At 63.9% G+C, this 13,271-nt stretch carries 10 protein-coding genes and 1 riboswitch; of the genes, 5 read left to right on the forward strand and 5 right to left on the reverse strand.

The window, feature by feature from the left end; all coding sequences use genetic code 11:
• The first annotated feature begins 8 nt into the window (after window positions 1-8).
• Together msbA and hldE are read left to right on the forward strand one after the other, a co-directional pair.
• Window positions 9-1,817: a lipid A export permease/ATP-binding protein MsbA gene (msbA, locus tag ABOC32_RS05470; protein WP_234226660.1), complete on the forward strand. Its 1,809-nt coding sequence runs from the start codon at window positions 9-11 to the stop codon at window positions 1,815-1,817.
• Window positions 1,818-1,947: 130 nt separating this feature from the next.
• The gene (gene hldE / locus ABOC32_RS05475; RefSeq protein WP_426810351.1) at window positions 1,948-3,369 is read left to right on the forward strand and encodes a bifunctional D-glycero-beta-D-manno-heptose-7-phosphate kinase/D-glycero-beta-D-manno-heptose 1-phosphate adenylyltransferase HldE; all 1,422 of its coding nucleotides are present in this window, start codon (window positions 1,948-1,950) and stop codon (window positions 3,367-3,369) included.
• 120 nt (window positions 3,370-3,489) lie between these two features.
• Here the strand turns inward: hldE and ABOC32_RS05480 are convergent, their stop codons facing one another.
• From ABOC32_RS05480 to ABOC32_RS05495, 4 genes are all read right to left on the reverse strand, one after another.
• Window positions 3,490-4,458 carry a metal ABC transporter ATPase gene (locus tag ABOC32_RS05480; RefSeq protein WP_426810352.1) on the reverse strand — a complete coding sequence of 323 codons (969 nt, stop codon included), beginning with the start codon at window positions 4,456-4,458 and terminating at the stop codon, window positions 3,490-3,492.
• 55 nt (window positions 4,459-4,513) lie between these two features.
• A complete protein-coding gene (locus ABOC32_RS05485) occupies window positions 4,514-5,326 on the reverse strand; it encodes an aldo/keto reductase (protein ID WP_426810353.1) in 813 nt (270 codons plus the stop codon).
• Window positions 5,323-6,498 carry an NAD(P)/FAD-dependent oxidoreductase gene (locus ABOC32_RS05490; RefSeq protein ID WP_426810354.1) on the reverse strand — a complete coding sequence of 392 codons (1,176 nt, stop codon included), beginning with the start codon at window positions 6,496-6,498 and terminating at the stop codon, window positions 5,323-5,325. Before ABOC32_RS05490 ends, ABOC32_RS05485 begins: the two co-directional genes overlap by 4 nt.
• A gap of 179 nt (window positions 6,499-6,677) precedes the next feature.
• Window positions 6,678-7,010: a DMT family transporter gene (locus tag ABOC32_RS05495; protein ID WP_008095055.1), complete on the reverse strand. Its 333-nt coding sequence runs from the start codon at window positions 7,008-7,010 to the stop codon at window positions 6,678-6,680.
• Between the two features lie 87 nt (window positions 7,011-7,097).
• Between ABOC32_RS05495 and ABOC32_RS05500 the strand changes: the two genes are divergently transcribed.
• Both ABOC32_RS05500 and waaA read left to right on the forward strand, forming a co-directional pair.
• Window positions 7,098-7,988 (forward strand): LysR family transcriptional regulator, encoded by an 891-nt coding sequence (locus ABOC32_RS05500; RefSeq protein ID WP_043198168.1) that lies wholly within the window; start codon window positions 7,098-7,100, stop codon window positions 7,986-7,988.
• Window positions 7,989-7,999: 11 nt separating this feature from the next.
• Window positions 8,000-9,271 (forward strand): lipid IV(A) 3-deoxy-D-manno-octulosonic acid transferase, encoded by a 1,272-nt coding sequence (gene waaA, locus ABOC32_RS05505; protein ID WP_426810355.1) that lies wholly within the window; start codon window positions 8,000-8,002, stop codon window positions 9,269-9,271.
• 152 nt (window positions 9,272-9,423) lie between these two features.
• Here waaA and ABOC32_RS05510 read toward each other — a convergent pair whose 3' ends face one another.
• The gene (locus tag ABOC32_RS05510; protein ID WP_234226665.1) at window positions 9,424-10,857 is read right to left on the reverse strand and encodes a TolC family outer membrane protein; all 1,434 of its coding nucleotides are present in this window, start codon (window positions 10,855-10,857) and stop codon (window positions 9,424-9,426) included.
• Between the two features lie 160 nt (window positions 10,858-11,017).
• Window positions 11,018-11,124: riboswitch (TPP riboswitch) on the forward strand.
• Between the two features lie 155 nt (window positions 11,125-11,279).
• Here ABOC32_RS05510 and thiC point away from each other — a divergent pair.
• A complete protein-coding gene (thiC, locus tag ABOC32_RS05515) occupies window positions 11,280-13,160 on the forward strand; it encodes a phosphomethylpyrimidine synthase ThiC (protein WP_426810356.1) in 1,881 nt (626 codons plus the stop codon).
• Window positions 13,161-13,271 lie beyond the last annotated feature (111 nt).

Raw genomic sequence — 13,271 nt, forward strand, 5'->3', positions numbered from 1 at the left:
GCTCGATAATGGCCGAAACACCGCGACCAGCGGAGCACACCTCCAGCCTGAAGATCTACTTCCGGCTGTTGAGCTATGTGAAACCCTATGTCGGCATTTTCCTGCTGAGCATTGTCGGTTTCGTGATCTTTGCCTCGACCCAGCCGATGCTGGCCGGCATCCTCAAGTACTTTGTCGACGGGCTGAGCAACCCTGAAGCAGTGTTGTTCCCCAACGTCCCTTACCTGCGCGACCTGCAATTGCTGCAGGCGGTGCCGCTGCTGATCATCCTGATCGCGGCGTGGCAGGGCCTGGGGTCGTTCCTTGGCAACTATTTTCTGGCCAAGGTTTCCCTTTGTCTGGTGCACGACCTGCGCGTTGAGTTGTTCAACAAGCTGCTGGTGCTGCCCAACCGCTACTTCGACAACCACAACTCCGGGCACCTGATTTCGCGTATCACCTTCAACGTGACCATGGTCACCGGTGCTGCCACCGATGCCATCAAGGTGGTCATCCGTGAAGGCCTGACCGTGGTGTTCCTGTTTGCCTACCTGCTGTGGATGAACTGGCACCTTACCTTGGTCATGGTTGCCATCCTCCCGGTCATTGCGGTGATGGTGAGCATTGCCAGCAAGAAATTCCGCAAGCAGAGCAAGAAGATCCAGGTGGCCATGGGCGACGTCACCCACGTCGCCTCGGAAACCATTCAGGGTTACCGCGTGGTGCGCAGCTTCGGCGGCGAGGCCTACGAGGAGCAGCGTTTCAGCCGGGCCAGCCAGAGCAATACCGACAAGCAGCTGCGCATGACCAAGACCGGCTCGCTGTACACGCCGATGCTGCAGCTGGTGATCTACAGCGCCATGGCCGCGCTGATGTTCCTGGTGCTGTTCCTGCGCGGTGAGTCTACCGCCGGTGACCTGGTGGCCTACATTACCGCTGCCGGCTTGCTGCCCAAGCCGATTCGCCAGTTGTCGGAAGTCAGCTCTACCATCCAGAAGGGCCTGGCGGGTGCAGAAAGCATCTTCGAGCAACTGGACGAAGAGCCTGAGCTGGACACCGGTACTGTCGAGAAGGAACGCGTGGAAGGGCGCCTGGAAGTGCGCAACCTGAGCTTCACCTACCCGGGCACCGAGCGTGAAGTGCTGAGCGACATCAGCTTTGTCGCCGAGCCCGGGCAGATGATCGCCCTGGTTGGCCGCTCGGGCAGCGGCAAGTCGACCCTGGCGGCGCTGATTCCGCGCTTCTATCACCACGACCAGGGGCAGATCCTGCTCGATGGCGTGGAGATCGAGAACTACCGCCTGCGCAACCTGCGCCGCCACGTTTCGCAGGTGACCCAGCACGTCACCCTGTTCAACGACACCGTGGCCAACAACATCGCCTATGGCGACCTGGCGGGTGCCCCGCGCGCAGACATCGAAGCCGCTGCGGCCGATGCCTACGCCAAGGAGTTCGTCGACCGCTTGCCGAAGGGCTTCGACACCGACGTGGGTGAAAACGGCGTGCTGCTCTCCGGCGGCCAGCGCCAGCGCCTGGCCATTGCCCGGGCACTGCTGAAGAACGCGCCGCTGCTGATTCTCGACGAGGCTACCTCGGCCCTGGATACCGAATCCGAGCGGCACATCCAGGCTGCCCTGGACCATGTGATGCAAGGCCGCACCACGCTGGTGATCGCCCACCGCCTGTCGACCATCGAGAAGGCCGACCAGATCCTGGTCATGGACCAGGGCCGTCTGGTCGAGCGTGGCACCCATGCCGAGCTGCTCGCGGCTAATGGCCATTATGCCCGCCTGCATGCCATGGGCCTGGATGAGCCGGTCAAGGCCGATATCACCTGAGTCCTCCCTGATCGGGGCCGTAACGGCCCCGATTGTCACGGGAATTTTCCGGGGGCGATCTGGCCATAAAGCCGTCGTCTACCCTGTGCTAATATCCTGCCCCTGTTCATTATTTCCATATGGGTTGCCCATGAAGTTGTCCATGCCGCGTTTCGATCAAGCCCCGGTTCTGGTGGTCGGCGATGTCATGCTCGACCGCTACTGGCATGGCGGTACTTCGCGTATCTCGCCTGAAGCGCCAGTGCCGGTGGTCAAGGTCGATCAGATCGAGGATCGCCCCGGCGGCGCGGCCAACGTTGCCTTGAACATCGCCGCCCTGGGCGCACCGGCGTCGCTGATCGGCGTTACCGGCCAGGACGAGGCCGCCGACAGCCTCGCCAACAGCCTTCAGGCTGCGGGCGTGCGCTCGGTGTTCCAGCGCATCGCGCACCAGCCGACCATCGTCAAGCTGCGGGTCATGAGCCGTCACCAGCAGCTGCTGCGTATCGATTTCGAAGAGCCGTTCGCCACCGACCCGCTGTCGCTGGGTGCCGAAGTCGACAGCCTGCTCGAAGGCGTCAAGGTGCTGGTCTTGTCCGACTATGGCAAGGGCGCACTGAAGAATCACCAAAGCCTGATCCAGGCGGCGCGGGCCAAGGGCATTCCGGTGCTGGCCGACCCCAAGGGCAAGGATTTTTCCATCTACCGCGGCGCCAGCCTGATCACCCCGAACCTCAGCGAGTTCGAGGTCATCGTCGGCCGTTGCGCCGATGAGGCCGAACTGGTCGCCAAAGGCTTGCAGCTGCTGCAGGACCTGGACCTGGGCGCCGTGCTGGTCACCCGTGGCGAGCACGGCATGACCCTGCTGCGCGTTGGCCAGCCGGCGCTGCACCTGCCGGCGCGGGCGCGTGAAGTGTTCGATGTGACCGGTGCCGGTGATACCGTCATTTCCACCCTCGCGGCGGCCATTGCGGCTGGCGAGGACCTGCCCCACGCGGTGGCCTTGGCCAACCTGGCGGCCGGCATCGTGGTCGGCAAGCTGGGTACGGCTGCGATCAGTGCCCCGGAATTGCGCCGGGCGATCCAGCGTGAGGAAGGTTCCGAGCGCGGCGTGCTGGGCCTGGAGCAACTGCTGCTGGCCATCGATGACGCGCGGGCGCACAACGAGAAGATCGTCTTCACCAATGGCTGCTTCGACATCCTGCATGCCGGGCATGTCACCTACCTGGAACAGGCGCGGGCCCAGGGTGATCGCCTGATCGTCGCGGTCAATGACGACGCCTCGGTCAGCCGCCTGAAAGGGCCGGGTCGGCCGATCAACAGCGTCGACCGGCGCATGGCTGTACTGGCCGGCTTGGGCGCGGTGGACTGGGTAATCAGCTTCCCTGAAGGCACGCCGGAAAACCTGCTGAGCCAGGTCAAGCCGGATGTGTTGGTCAAAGGTGGCGACTATGGCATCGACCAGGTGGTGGGTGCCGATATCGTCAAGGCGTACGGCGGCACCGTGAAGGTGCTGGGCCTGGTCGAGAACAGCTCGACCACGGCGATTGTCGAGAAGATTCGCAAGAACTGATACCGCTGGGGCCGCTTTGCGGCACAAGGCCGCTCCTACAGGGGTCGCGTAAGCCATGGTTAACGCGGTCCCTGTAGGAGCGGCCTTGTGCCGCGAACGGGCTGCAAAGCAGCCCCAATATCACTTGTTCAGGCTAGTACGCGCCCGCTCCAGCAGTGCCCGCGCCTTGTCGCCAAAGCGCTGCAGGTGCGACGCCCGCGCCGGCTTGCTCTCCACCAACCCCTGCTGCTTCACCCAGTCCTTCCAGCGTACCCGCTCGTCCGTCACTACCCAGCCTTCCTGCCGGGCAAAACTTTCGGCCAGGTACAGCCCGCGTGTGCTCGCCGGCACCAGCTCGTCCTTCTTCAGCGTATACAGCTCCGCAAGCGGGTGGCCGTCCTTCAACGGCATCAGGTACAGGTCTGGCCGTTTGCGGTTGAGCCGCGCTACCAGTTGGCCGCCCTCCAGCCGCTCATCGACGTGGAACAGGCTGAGTTTCTTGGCTTCACGGGGCACCTGCAGGCGCATGTCGTAGATCAGTTGCAGCGAAGCAGTGGGCAAGTGCACATAGGCCCTTGGCCGCTCCAGCAGCATCAGGTTGCCGCAGTGCACGGGCCGGGCGGCGCCGGACTCCGGGGCCAGCAGGAAGGGCGGTGTTTCGCGGTAGTGCAGGGCAGCGGCGTACGGGACAGGCAGCCAGGTATCGTTGAAGCGCCCGCCCAGCCAGCCTTCCGGGGTTTCCAGCAGGCATTCCTCGGCCACTTCCTGAACGGCCGTGTGCAACGGCAGGTTCAGCTCCTGCGCGGGTACATAGCCAGAAATCAGTTTCAGCACCACGTCGCCCCGGTCTTGCCGACGCTGACGCACCAACACCCAGTAGTCACGGTTTTGCCAATGCAGGGTAAGGCGCACCGACACACCCAGGTTGGCCAGTTCGACCACGAAGCGCTGCGTGTCGGGCAGTTGGATGGCCTTGCGCCGCTGTTGGGTCTGGGCAAAGTTCAGCGGCATGCCGATGCTCTGGTACGCCAGGCCTTCGGGTGTGGCTTCGACATGCAGTGGCAGTGTCTTGAAGTTGCTCGGGTTCTTGCGGATCAGCGTTCGCGCCACGAGGCTCCTCCTTGCGTCGGGTCATTCTCCCGGCCCTTGTTGGGCCAGGGGCAACTCAGTGCTGGCCCAGGATGCGGGCGACGGTGGCCACGTTGTGGGCCAGGTGCAGCGGATTGATGGTGCCGACGATAGCACTGCTGACACCCGGATGGGCGAACAGCAGCTCGAAGCTTGCCTGCACCGGGTCAACGCCCGGGGCCAGGCAGACATGCCCACTGGCCAGCGCCTTCTTTACCAGGATGGCCTTGCCGTGTTCGGCAGCGTAGTCCAGCACCGGGCGTTCTGCCTGCTCGTTGAGGTTGTAGGTAACCATGGCGCAGTCGCCCTGTTCCAGTGCTTTCAGGCCACCGGCCACGGTCTTGCCGGACAGGCCGAAGCCGAGGATCTTGCCCTCTTGCTTGAGCGCCGCCAGGGTCTGGTACACCTCCTGCTGTTCGAGGATCGCCAGGTCGTTGCCGTCGGAATGCACCAGCACCAGTTCGATGCGGTCTGTTTCCAGGCGGCGCAGGCTGCGTTCCACAGACCGGCGGGTGTGGGCGGCGCTGAAGTCGAAGTGCGACAGGCCGTTGTCGAATTCTTCGCCGACCTTGCTGACGATCACCCACTCATCGCGTTGGCCGCGCAGCAGCGGGCCCAGGCGTTCTTCACTGCGGCCATAAGCGGGGGCGGTGTCGATCAGGTTGATGCCCAGCTCGCGGGCCTGGGCCAGCAACATGCGGGCTTCGTCATCGCCGGGGATGGTGAAACCGGTGGGGTACTTCACACCTTGGTCGCGGCCCAGCTTGACCGTGCCCAGGCCCAGTGGCGAAACCTGGAAACCGGTGCTGCCCAGCGGGCGGTGGAAGTCGTGCAGGGTGGGCAGGCTCATGGCAGCAGTTGCTCCCAGGCTGGAACGCCCAGCGGTGGGCGTGGCAGGTCGGCCAGGTCGGCTTGTGCCTGCGGGCGGATGCCGTCGCGCTCCAGGTGGGCGATGACCCGGTCGCTGAAGTCCGGCGCCAGCGCCAGCTTGGTCGGCCAGCCGACCAGCAGGCGCTGCTGGTCGGCAAGGAAGGCGTTGTCCGGGCGTACCAGGCCCGATTGCGCAGGTTCGGCGCGGTCGACGCGCAGGGTGGCCCAGCGCACCAGGCTCTGGTCAACCCACGGCAGCAGGTTGGCGATTTCCTTTTGTGCTGCAGCAATCTGCGCTGCAGGTTCGCGCGCTACGCCATCGGCTTCGGCCAGGTCGCCGCCCAGGTACCACACCCACTGGCCATCGGCGGCGGGGTGGGTGGTCACCGTAACCCGTGGCTTGGGCCCGCCACCGAGGCAGTGGGCGTACAACGGTTTGAGGTTCGGGCCCTTGGCCATGACCATGTGCAGCGGGCGGGTTTGCATGGCTGGCTGGTCCAGGCCCAGGGCAAGCAGCAGGTCCTCGGTGCCGGCACCGGCGCTAAGCACGATGCGCTGGGCACGGATGTCGCGGCCATCCACACGCAGGCCGACCAAGGCATCACCCTCACGCAAGGGTTCGATTCGCTCACCTGCCAGCAAGGAGTCGCCGGCCAGCGCGGCCAGGTTGGCCAGCAGGCTCGGGACATCGATTACCAGTTCTGCCAAGCGATAGACCTTACCCTTGAAGGCTCGGTCCTGCAGCGCGGGCGGCAACTGGTCGCCCTTGACCTGGTCGACCCGGCCGCGCACGGCCTTGCTGGCGAAGAAACTGGTGAGGTTGCCGGCCAGGGTGCCGGGTGACCACAGGTAGTGGGCATCGGAGAGCAGGCGGGTACGCCCGAGGTCGAGTTCGCCGTCGCCAGCCAGGGCCTCGCGCCAGCGGCGCGGCATATCGGCGATGGCTTCCGAGGCGCCGGTCAGGGCACCGTGCAGGGCGTACTTGGTGCCACCGTGGATGATGCCCTGCGACTTGATCGTCTGCTCACCGCCAAGGCTGGCGCGTTCCACCAGCACTGTCGAGTAGCCCTGGCGGCGCAGGCGGGCATTGAGCCAGAGGCCTGCGACCCCGGCGCCGACGATCAGCACGTCAGTGGAAATGGCAGATGGCATGGCGGTACCTCGAAGACTGGGACAGCTGGCAAGTATACAGGGTCGGGCTCGAGGGGGCTGCTTTGCAGCCCATTCGCGGCACAAGGCCGCTCCTACAATGATCGCGCAATCCCCGACATACGCGGTCCCTGTAGGAGCGGCCTTGTGCCGCGAATGGGCCGCAAAGCGGCCCCGGAAATTCAATGCCCGGCTGTCTTGGAAAACAGCTGGATCACCACCACCCCACCGACGATCATGGCCATGCCGAGCATCGCCGGCACATCCAGCTTCTGCCCGTAGATCACCAGCGCCGCCACACTGATCAGCACAATCCCCAGCCCCGACCAGATGGCATAGGCGATCCCCACTGGAATGCTGCGCACCACCAGGGTCAGCATCCAGAACGCAATGCCGTAGCCGACCACCATCAACAGCAGTGGCAACGGCGTGCTCAGGCCTTTCACCGCTTTCATGGAAGCAGTGGCGATGACTTCGGCGCAGATGGCGATGGCGAGATAGGTATAGGCATTCATGGCGGGATCCTCTGGTGACTGGTCGGGCATTCTAGACCTTGCCCAGATGCGGTAAAGTCATTACCTATCAGATATGGGGATAGGTTGATGGCTGAGCAATGGAACCTGGAGCAGCTGCGAATTTTTCTGCGCGTCGCCGAATTACGCTCGTTTTCTGCTGTTGCCCGCGAACAACGCAAGGCCCAATCGGCCATCAGCAATGCCATCGCCCTGCTGGAAGCAGACCTGGGTGTCACGTTGTTCGAGCGCAGCAGCGGGCGGCAACCGAAGCTGACCGAAAATGGCAGCGCGTTGCTGGAAGATGCCCGCGAGCTGTTGCGCCAGTGCGAACACCTGGATGGCCGTGCCCTGGCCCTGATGCGCGGGCAGGAAGCCTTGCTGCGGGTTGCCCAGGACGAAGCCATGCCTTACCAGCCGGTGATCGACAGCCTCGACGAACTGGCCAGCCGCTACCCGTTCCTGGAGGTGCAACTGGCCAGCGGTGCCCAGGGCGACGTGGCGCGCAAGCTGGTGGAGCGGCGTGCCGACCTGGGCCTGTTCTTCCACCACGAAAGCATCCCGGCATCGCTGGAGCGGCGGGCGCTGGGCAGTGTGGAGATGGTCACGGTCTGCGCGGTCGGCCACCCGCTGGCGGGCGAAGGCCGGGTCACCCGCCAGCAACTGGCGCGCCACCGTCAATTGCTCATCACCCCACAGCAAAGCGGTTACCCCGGTGGGGAAGCGATCAGCCCGCAGGTATGGCGTGCCGACAGCTTCTACGCCATGGCTGAACTGCTGATGCGCGGCCTGGGCTGGGCCTGGTTGCCGCGGCACGTGGTGCAGTACCCGACCTACCAGGCGCACATGGTCGAGCTTGATAGCGAATGGCGGCCACCGGCGCTGGTGGCGGAACTGGCCTGGCGCCGTGATGCGCCGCTGGGGCCGGCCGCGCAGTGGCTGGCCGAGCGCTTTGCGGTGCACCTGCGCGCGATCGGGTAAACTCCGGCGCCATGAACAGAACACTCTATACCTTGCTGTTTCACCTGGGCCTGCCGCTGGTTGCGCTGCGCCTGTACCTGCGCGCGCGCAAGTCGCCTGCCTATGGGCAACGCATCGGCGAGCGTTTTGCCTTCAAACTGCCGGCCATGCGCCGGGGCGGTATCTGGGTGCACGCAGTGTCGGTGGGCGAGAGCATTGCAGCGGCGCCCATGGTGCGTGCCTTGCTCAAGGCCTACCCTGAATTGCCGATCACGCTTACCTGCATGACGCCGACCGGTTCCGAGCGTATTCGCGCCATGTTCGCCGACGAACCGCGTGTGCAGCATTGCTACCTGCCCTACGACCTGCCGTGGACGGCCGGGCGATTTCTTGACCATGTGCAGCCAAAGCTGGGCATCATCATGGAAACCGAGCTATGGCCCAACCACATCCACCAGTGCGCCAAACGCGGCATTCCGGTGGCGCTGGCCAACGCGCGATTGTCCGAGCGTTCGGCACGCGGCTACGGGCGCTTTGCCAAGCTGACTCGGCCGATGCTGGCGGAAATGAACCTGATCGCCGTGCAGACCGAAACCGAGGCGCAACGCTTCCGTGACCTGGGCGCGCGGCTGGAGTGTGTAAAGGTTACCGGTTCGATCAAGTTCGACCTGAAGATTGATGAGCAACTGCTGCCGCGTGCCAGGGCGTTGCGTGAGCAGTGGGGGGCACAGCAGCGCCCGGTGTGGATTGCCGCCAGTACCCATGACGGTGAGGATGCACTGATTCTGCAGGCGCACCGGCAGTTGTTGCAGGTGCATGGCGATGCCTTGCTGATCCTGGTGCCGCGCCATCCCGAGCGCTTCAACGCTGTGCATGCGCTGTGCAGCGAGCAATTCACCACTGTGCGCCGTTCTGCCGGTACGCCGGTCGAGGCGCAAACCCGCGTGTTGCTGGGCGATACCATGGGTGAGCTGCTGTTCCTGTATGCCCTGGCCGACATTGCCTTCGTCGGTGGCAGCCTGGTGCCGACCGGTGGCCACAACCCGTTGGAGCCGGCAGCGCTGGCTTTGCCGGTGCTCATGGGGCCGCATGTGTTCAATTTCCTTGAAATCAGCGCGATGTTGCGTGAGGCAGGGGCGCTGCAGCTGGTGGACGATGCCGACGGGCTGGCCGGGGAAGTGCGGCGGCTGGTCGAGTTGCCGCAGGATGCGCAGCGCATGGGCGAGGCGGGCAGGGCGGTGATGCGGGCCAATCAAGGCGCGTTGCAGCGCTTGCTCGATGGACTGGGCGCGCTCATTCGCTGATTTTTGCACTGGATTTCCTGGCCTCATCGCCGGCAAGCCAGCTCCCACAGGTACTGCACAAGGCTTAAAGCCAGTGGAGAACTTGTGGGAGCTGGCTTGCCGGCGATGAGGCCAGAAAAGATAACCCAGCTGGTAAAAGAATCACCCTTGTCTCACGGGCGGCGCTCGAAGTTCTTGGCCGCTGCCGCAGCCAGGTCTGGCGGCAGGAAGTCCTTGTCCGGGTTGTAGTCCGGTTTCAGGTAACGCTTGAGGTCCTGCAGGTCTTGCGGGCTCAGGGTGCCGGCCGCCTGCTTCAGGCTCAGGTTGTCGAGGATGTAGTCATAGCGGCTGTTGTTGTAATCCCTCACCGAGGTGTACAGCTGGCGCTGGGCATCGAGCACGTCGACGATGTTGCGGGTACCCACCTGGTAGCCGATTTCGGTGGCTTCCAGCGCACTCTGGTTGGAGATGATCGACTGCTTGCGTGCTTGCACCTGTTCCACGTCGGTGTTCACCGCGCGGTGCAGGTTACGGGTGTTTTCCACCACCTGGCGGCGCAGGCTTTCACGTTGCTGCTCGCTCTGGCTCAGCCGCTGATAGGCCTCGCGGACCTGCGAGCTGGTCAGGCCACCGCTGTAGATCGGGATGTTCAGTTGCAGGCCAACGCTGGTCTGTTCGACGTCGCCGCTGTAGCGCACGCCCAGTTGCGAAGGGTTGGTAAAGCCGAGGTTGTCGTTGTCACCCTTCTGGTACTTGGCCACTGCATCCAGGGTCGGCGCATGGCCGGCCTTGCGCTGGCGCAGGGTTTCTTCGGCGGCGGAAACCGCATAGTTGGTGGCCAGCAGGTTGAGGTTCTGGCGCCCGGCGGTTTCGACCCAGGCCTTGGCGTCGTTTGGCGTCGGTACCTGCACCGGTAGGGTATGCACCACGCCTTGAATCGAGGTGTATTCACGATTTGTCAAGGTGACCAGCGCTTCAAAGGCATCCTGCACCTGGCGCTCGGCGATGATCCGGTTGGCCCGGGCAGTGTCGTAGCTGGCCTGGGATTGCAGCACATCGGTCTTGTCCGACAGGCCCACATCGAACCGTTCGTTGGACTGGTCCAGCTGGCGCTTGAACGCGGCTTCCTCGGCCTTGGTGGCGGCCAGGTTGTCTTGCGCGCGCAGCACGGCAAAGTAGTTTTGTGCGGTTTGCAGGATCAGGTTCTGTTCAGTGGCCGACAGCTCCAGCGCGGCCTGCTCGTTGACTGCCTCAGCTGCCTGCAGCTGGAACCAGCGATCAGCGCGGAAGATCGGCTGGGCCAGGGTCGCGCTCCATGAGTTGCCGCTGCGGTTGGAGGTAATGGATGGCTCATCCAGCTTGGTGCGGGTGTTCAGCATCTCGGCATCGGCTGACAGGTTTGGCAGCAACCCGGCGCGGGCCTGCGGCACCACTTCGCGGCGGGCGCCATAATCGGCGCGTGCCGCAGCCAGGTCGGCGTTGTTGTCTACTGCTTCCTGGTAGACGCTCACGAGGTCGGTTTTGACTGTAGTGGGCATGTCCGCTGCCCAGACCACTCCGTTGGACGCACAAGACACGGCTATCGCCAGTGAGAGTTTGCGCAGCATAGAGGCAATCCTTGTACGAAATTTAATTACTGAACTGTTGAGTATCGAGCGATGGGCCAGTGTAGTGCGATGCGCCCCTGGCAACAATCGCCCGGTGTGCCTTTCATCAACCGCGCATTTACCCGCTTGGCTTTGCCGACCACTCCAGTCTAGACTGCGCATGTTCTTGTCGGGGTGCCTTGAAGCAAAGGCTGAGATCGCAGAGGTGCGGATCCCGTTGAACCTGATCAGGTTAGCGCCTGCGTAGGGAACAAGATTGCTCGCCTTCCCGGGGAGCCTCTTGTGCCAGGTCCGGGAATGTCGCAGCTGCATGCAGCTTCAGGCACCCCCATATCCGGCACTGCACCCGTCCATGGGTGCGTCCGCGCTTTTCAGGTTCTCCCCGACATTCCACTGCTAGGAAGCCGTCTGGAGAGCCTGTGATGACCAAACAAGAAAAAGCGATCAACCTCAGCGAATCGGCACAAGTCGATCAGCAGTCCGTGCAACCGTTCCCGCGCTCGCGCAAGATCTATGTCGAAGGCTCGCGCCCGGACATCCGCGTGCCCATGCGTGAAATCAGCCTGGACGATACCCCGACCGATTTTGGCGGCGAAACCAACGCGCCGGTACTGGTCTACGACACGTCCGGCCCGTACACCGACCCCAACGTGATCATCGATGTGCGCAAGGGCCTGGCCGACGTGCGTTCGGCCTGGATCGACGCCCGCGGTGACACCGAGCGCCTGGGCGGGCTCAGCTCCGACTTCGGCCAGCAGCGCCTGAACGACGCCGAACTGGCCAAGCTGCGTTTTGCCCACGTGCGCAACCCGCGCCGTGCCAAGGCTGGCGCCAACGTCTCGCAGATGCACTATGCCCGCCAGGGCATCATCACCGCCGAGATGGAATACGTTGCCATCCGCGAAAACATGAAGCTGCAAGAGGCCCGCGCCGCTGGCCTGCTTGATGAGCAGCACGCCGGCCACAGCTTCGGTGCCAACATCCCGAAAGAAATCACCCCTGAATTCGTCCGCCAGGAAATCGCCCGTGGCCGCGCGATCATTCCCGCCAACATCAACCACCCGGAAGTGGAGCCGATGATCATCGGCCGCAACTTCCTGGTGAAGATCAACGGCAACATCGGCAACAGCGCGCTGGGTTCCTCGATCGAGGAAGAAGTGGCCAAGCTGACCTGGGGCATCCGCTGGGGTTCGGACACGGTCATGGACCTGTCCACCGGCAAGCACATTCACGAAACCCGCGAGTGGATCATCCGCAACTCGCCGGTGCCGATCGGTACCGTGCCGATCTACCAGGCCCTGGAAAAGGTCAACGGCGTGGCCGAAGACCTGACCTGGGAGCTGTTCCGCGACACCCTGATCGAACAGGCCGAGCAGGGCGTGGACTATTTCACCATCCACGCCGGTGTGCTGCTGCGCTATGTGCCGCTGACTGCCAAGCGCGTCACCGGTATCGTCAGCCGCGGTGGCTCGATCATGGCCAAGTGGTGCCTGGCGCACCACAAGGAAAACTTCCTGTACACGCACTTCGACGAGATCTGCGAAATCATGAAGGCCTACGACGTCAGCTTCTCGCTGGGTGACGGCCTGCGCCCTGGCTCGATTGCCGATGCCAACGACGCCGCGCAGTTCGGCGAGCTGGAAACCCTTGGCGAGCTGACCAAGATCGCCTGGAAGCACGACGTGCAGTGCATGATCGAAGGCCCGGGTCACGTGCCGATGCAGTTGATCAAGGAGAACATGGACAAGCAGCTGGAGTGCTGCGACGAGGCGCCGTTCTACACCCTCGGCCCGCTGACCACCGACATTGCGCCGGGTTACGACCACATCACCTCGGGCATTGGTGCGGCGATGATCGGCTGGTTCGGTTGCGCCATGCTCTGCTACGTCACGCCCAAGGAGCACCTGGGCCTGCCGAACAAGGACGACGTGAAAACCGGCATCATCACCTACAAGATCGCCGCGCACGCGGCCGACCTTGCCAAGGGCCACCCGGGCGCGCAGATTCGCGACAACGCCCTGTCCAAGGCGCGTTTCGAGTTCCGCTGGGAAGACCAGTTCAACCTCGGCCTGGACCCGGACACCGCCCGTGCCTTCCACGACGAGACCCTGCCGAAGGAATCGGCCAAGGTCGCGCACTTCTGCTCGATGTGCGGGCCGAAGTTCTGCTCGATGAAGATCACCCAGGAAGTGCGTGAATACGCCGCCAGGATCGAGACCGTGGACGTAGCGGTCGAGCAAGGCATGCGCGAGCAGGCCGAGCGGTTCCGCCAGGAAGGCAGCCAGCTGTACCAGAAAGTGTAACTGACCTTACACCTGCATTGATCCGGCTGGCCCTTTCGCGGGTAAACCCGCTCCCACAGGTTCCCCACTGCCTTCAGCATTGTGCGGTCCCTGTGGGAGCGGGTTTACCCG

This window comes from Pseudomonas sp. WOUb67 (assembly GCF_050058005.1).
Lineage (GTDB): Bacteria > Pseudomonadota > Gammaproteobacteria > Pseudomonadales > Pseudomonadaceae > Aquipseudomonas > Aquipseudomonas putida_R.

Bases quoted from the DNA above. Each gene is read 5' to 3' on its own strand.
- msbA (WP_234226660.1), top strand. From the start codon at position 9: ATGGCCGAAACACCGCGACCAGCGGAGCACACCTCCAGCCTGAAGATC.
- hldE (WP_426810351.1), top strand. From the start codon at position 1,948: ATGAAGTTGTCCATGCCGCGTTTCGATCAAGCCCCGGTTCTGGTGGTC.
- ABOC32_RS05485 (WP_426810353.1), bottom strand. From the start codon at position 5,326: ATGAGCCTGCCCACCCTGCACGACTTCCACCGCCCGCTGGGCAGCACC.
- ABOC32_RS05490 (WP_426810354.1), bottom strand. From the start codon at position 6,498: ATGCCATCTGCCATTTCCACTGACGTGCTGATCGTCGGCGCCGGGGTC.
- ABOC32_RS05495 (WP_008095055.1), bottom strand. From the start codon at position 7,010: ATGAATGCCTATACCTATCTCGCCATCGCCATCTGCGCCGAAGTCATC.
- ABOC32_RS05500 (WP_043198168.1), top strand. From the start codon at position 7,098: ATGGCTGAGCAATGGAACCTGGAGCAGCTGCGAATTTTTCTGCGCGTC.
- waaA (WP_426810355.1), top strand. From the start codon at position 8,000: ATGAACAGAACACTCTATACCTTGCTGTTTCACCTGGGCCTGCCGCTG.
- ABOC32_RS05510 (WP_234226665.1), bottom strand. From the start codon at position 10,857: ATGCTGCGCAAACTCTCACTGGCGATAGCCGTGTCTTGTGCGTCCAAC.
- thiC (WP_426810356.1), top strand. From the start codon at position 11,280: ATGACCAAACAAGAAAAAGCGATCAACCTCAGCGAATCGGCACAAGTC.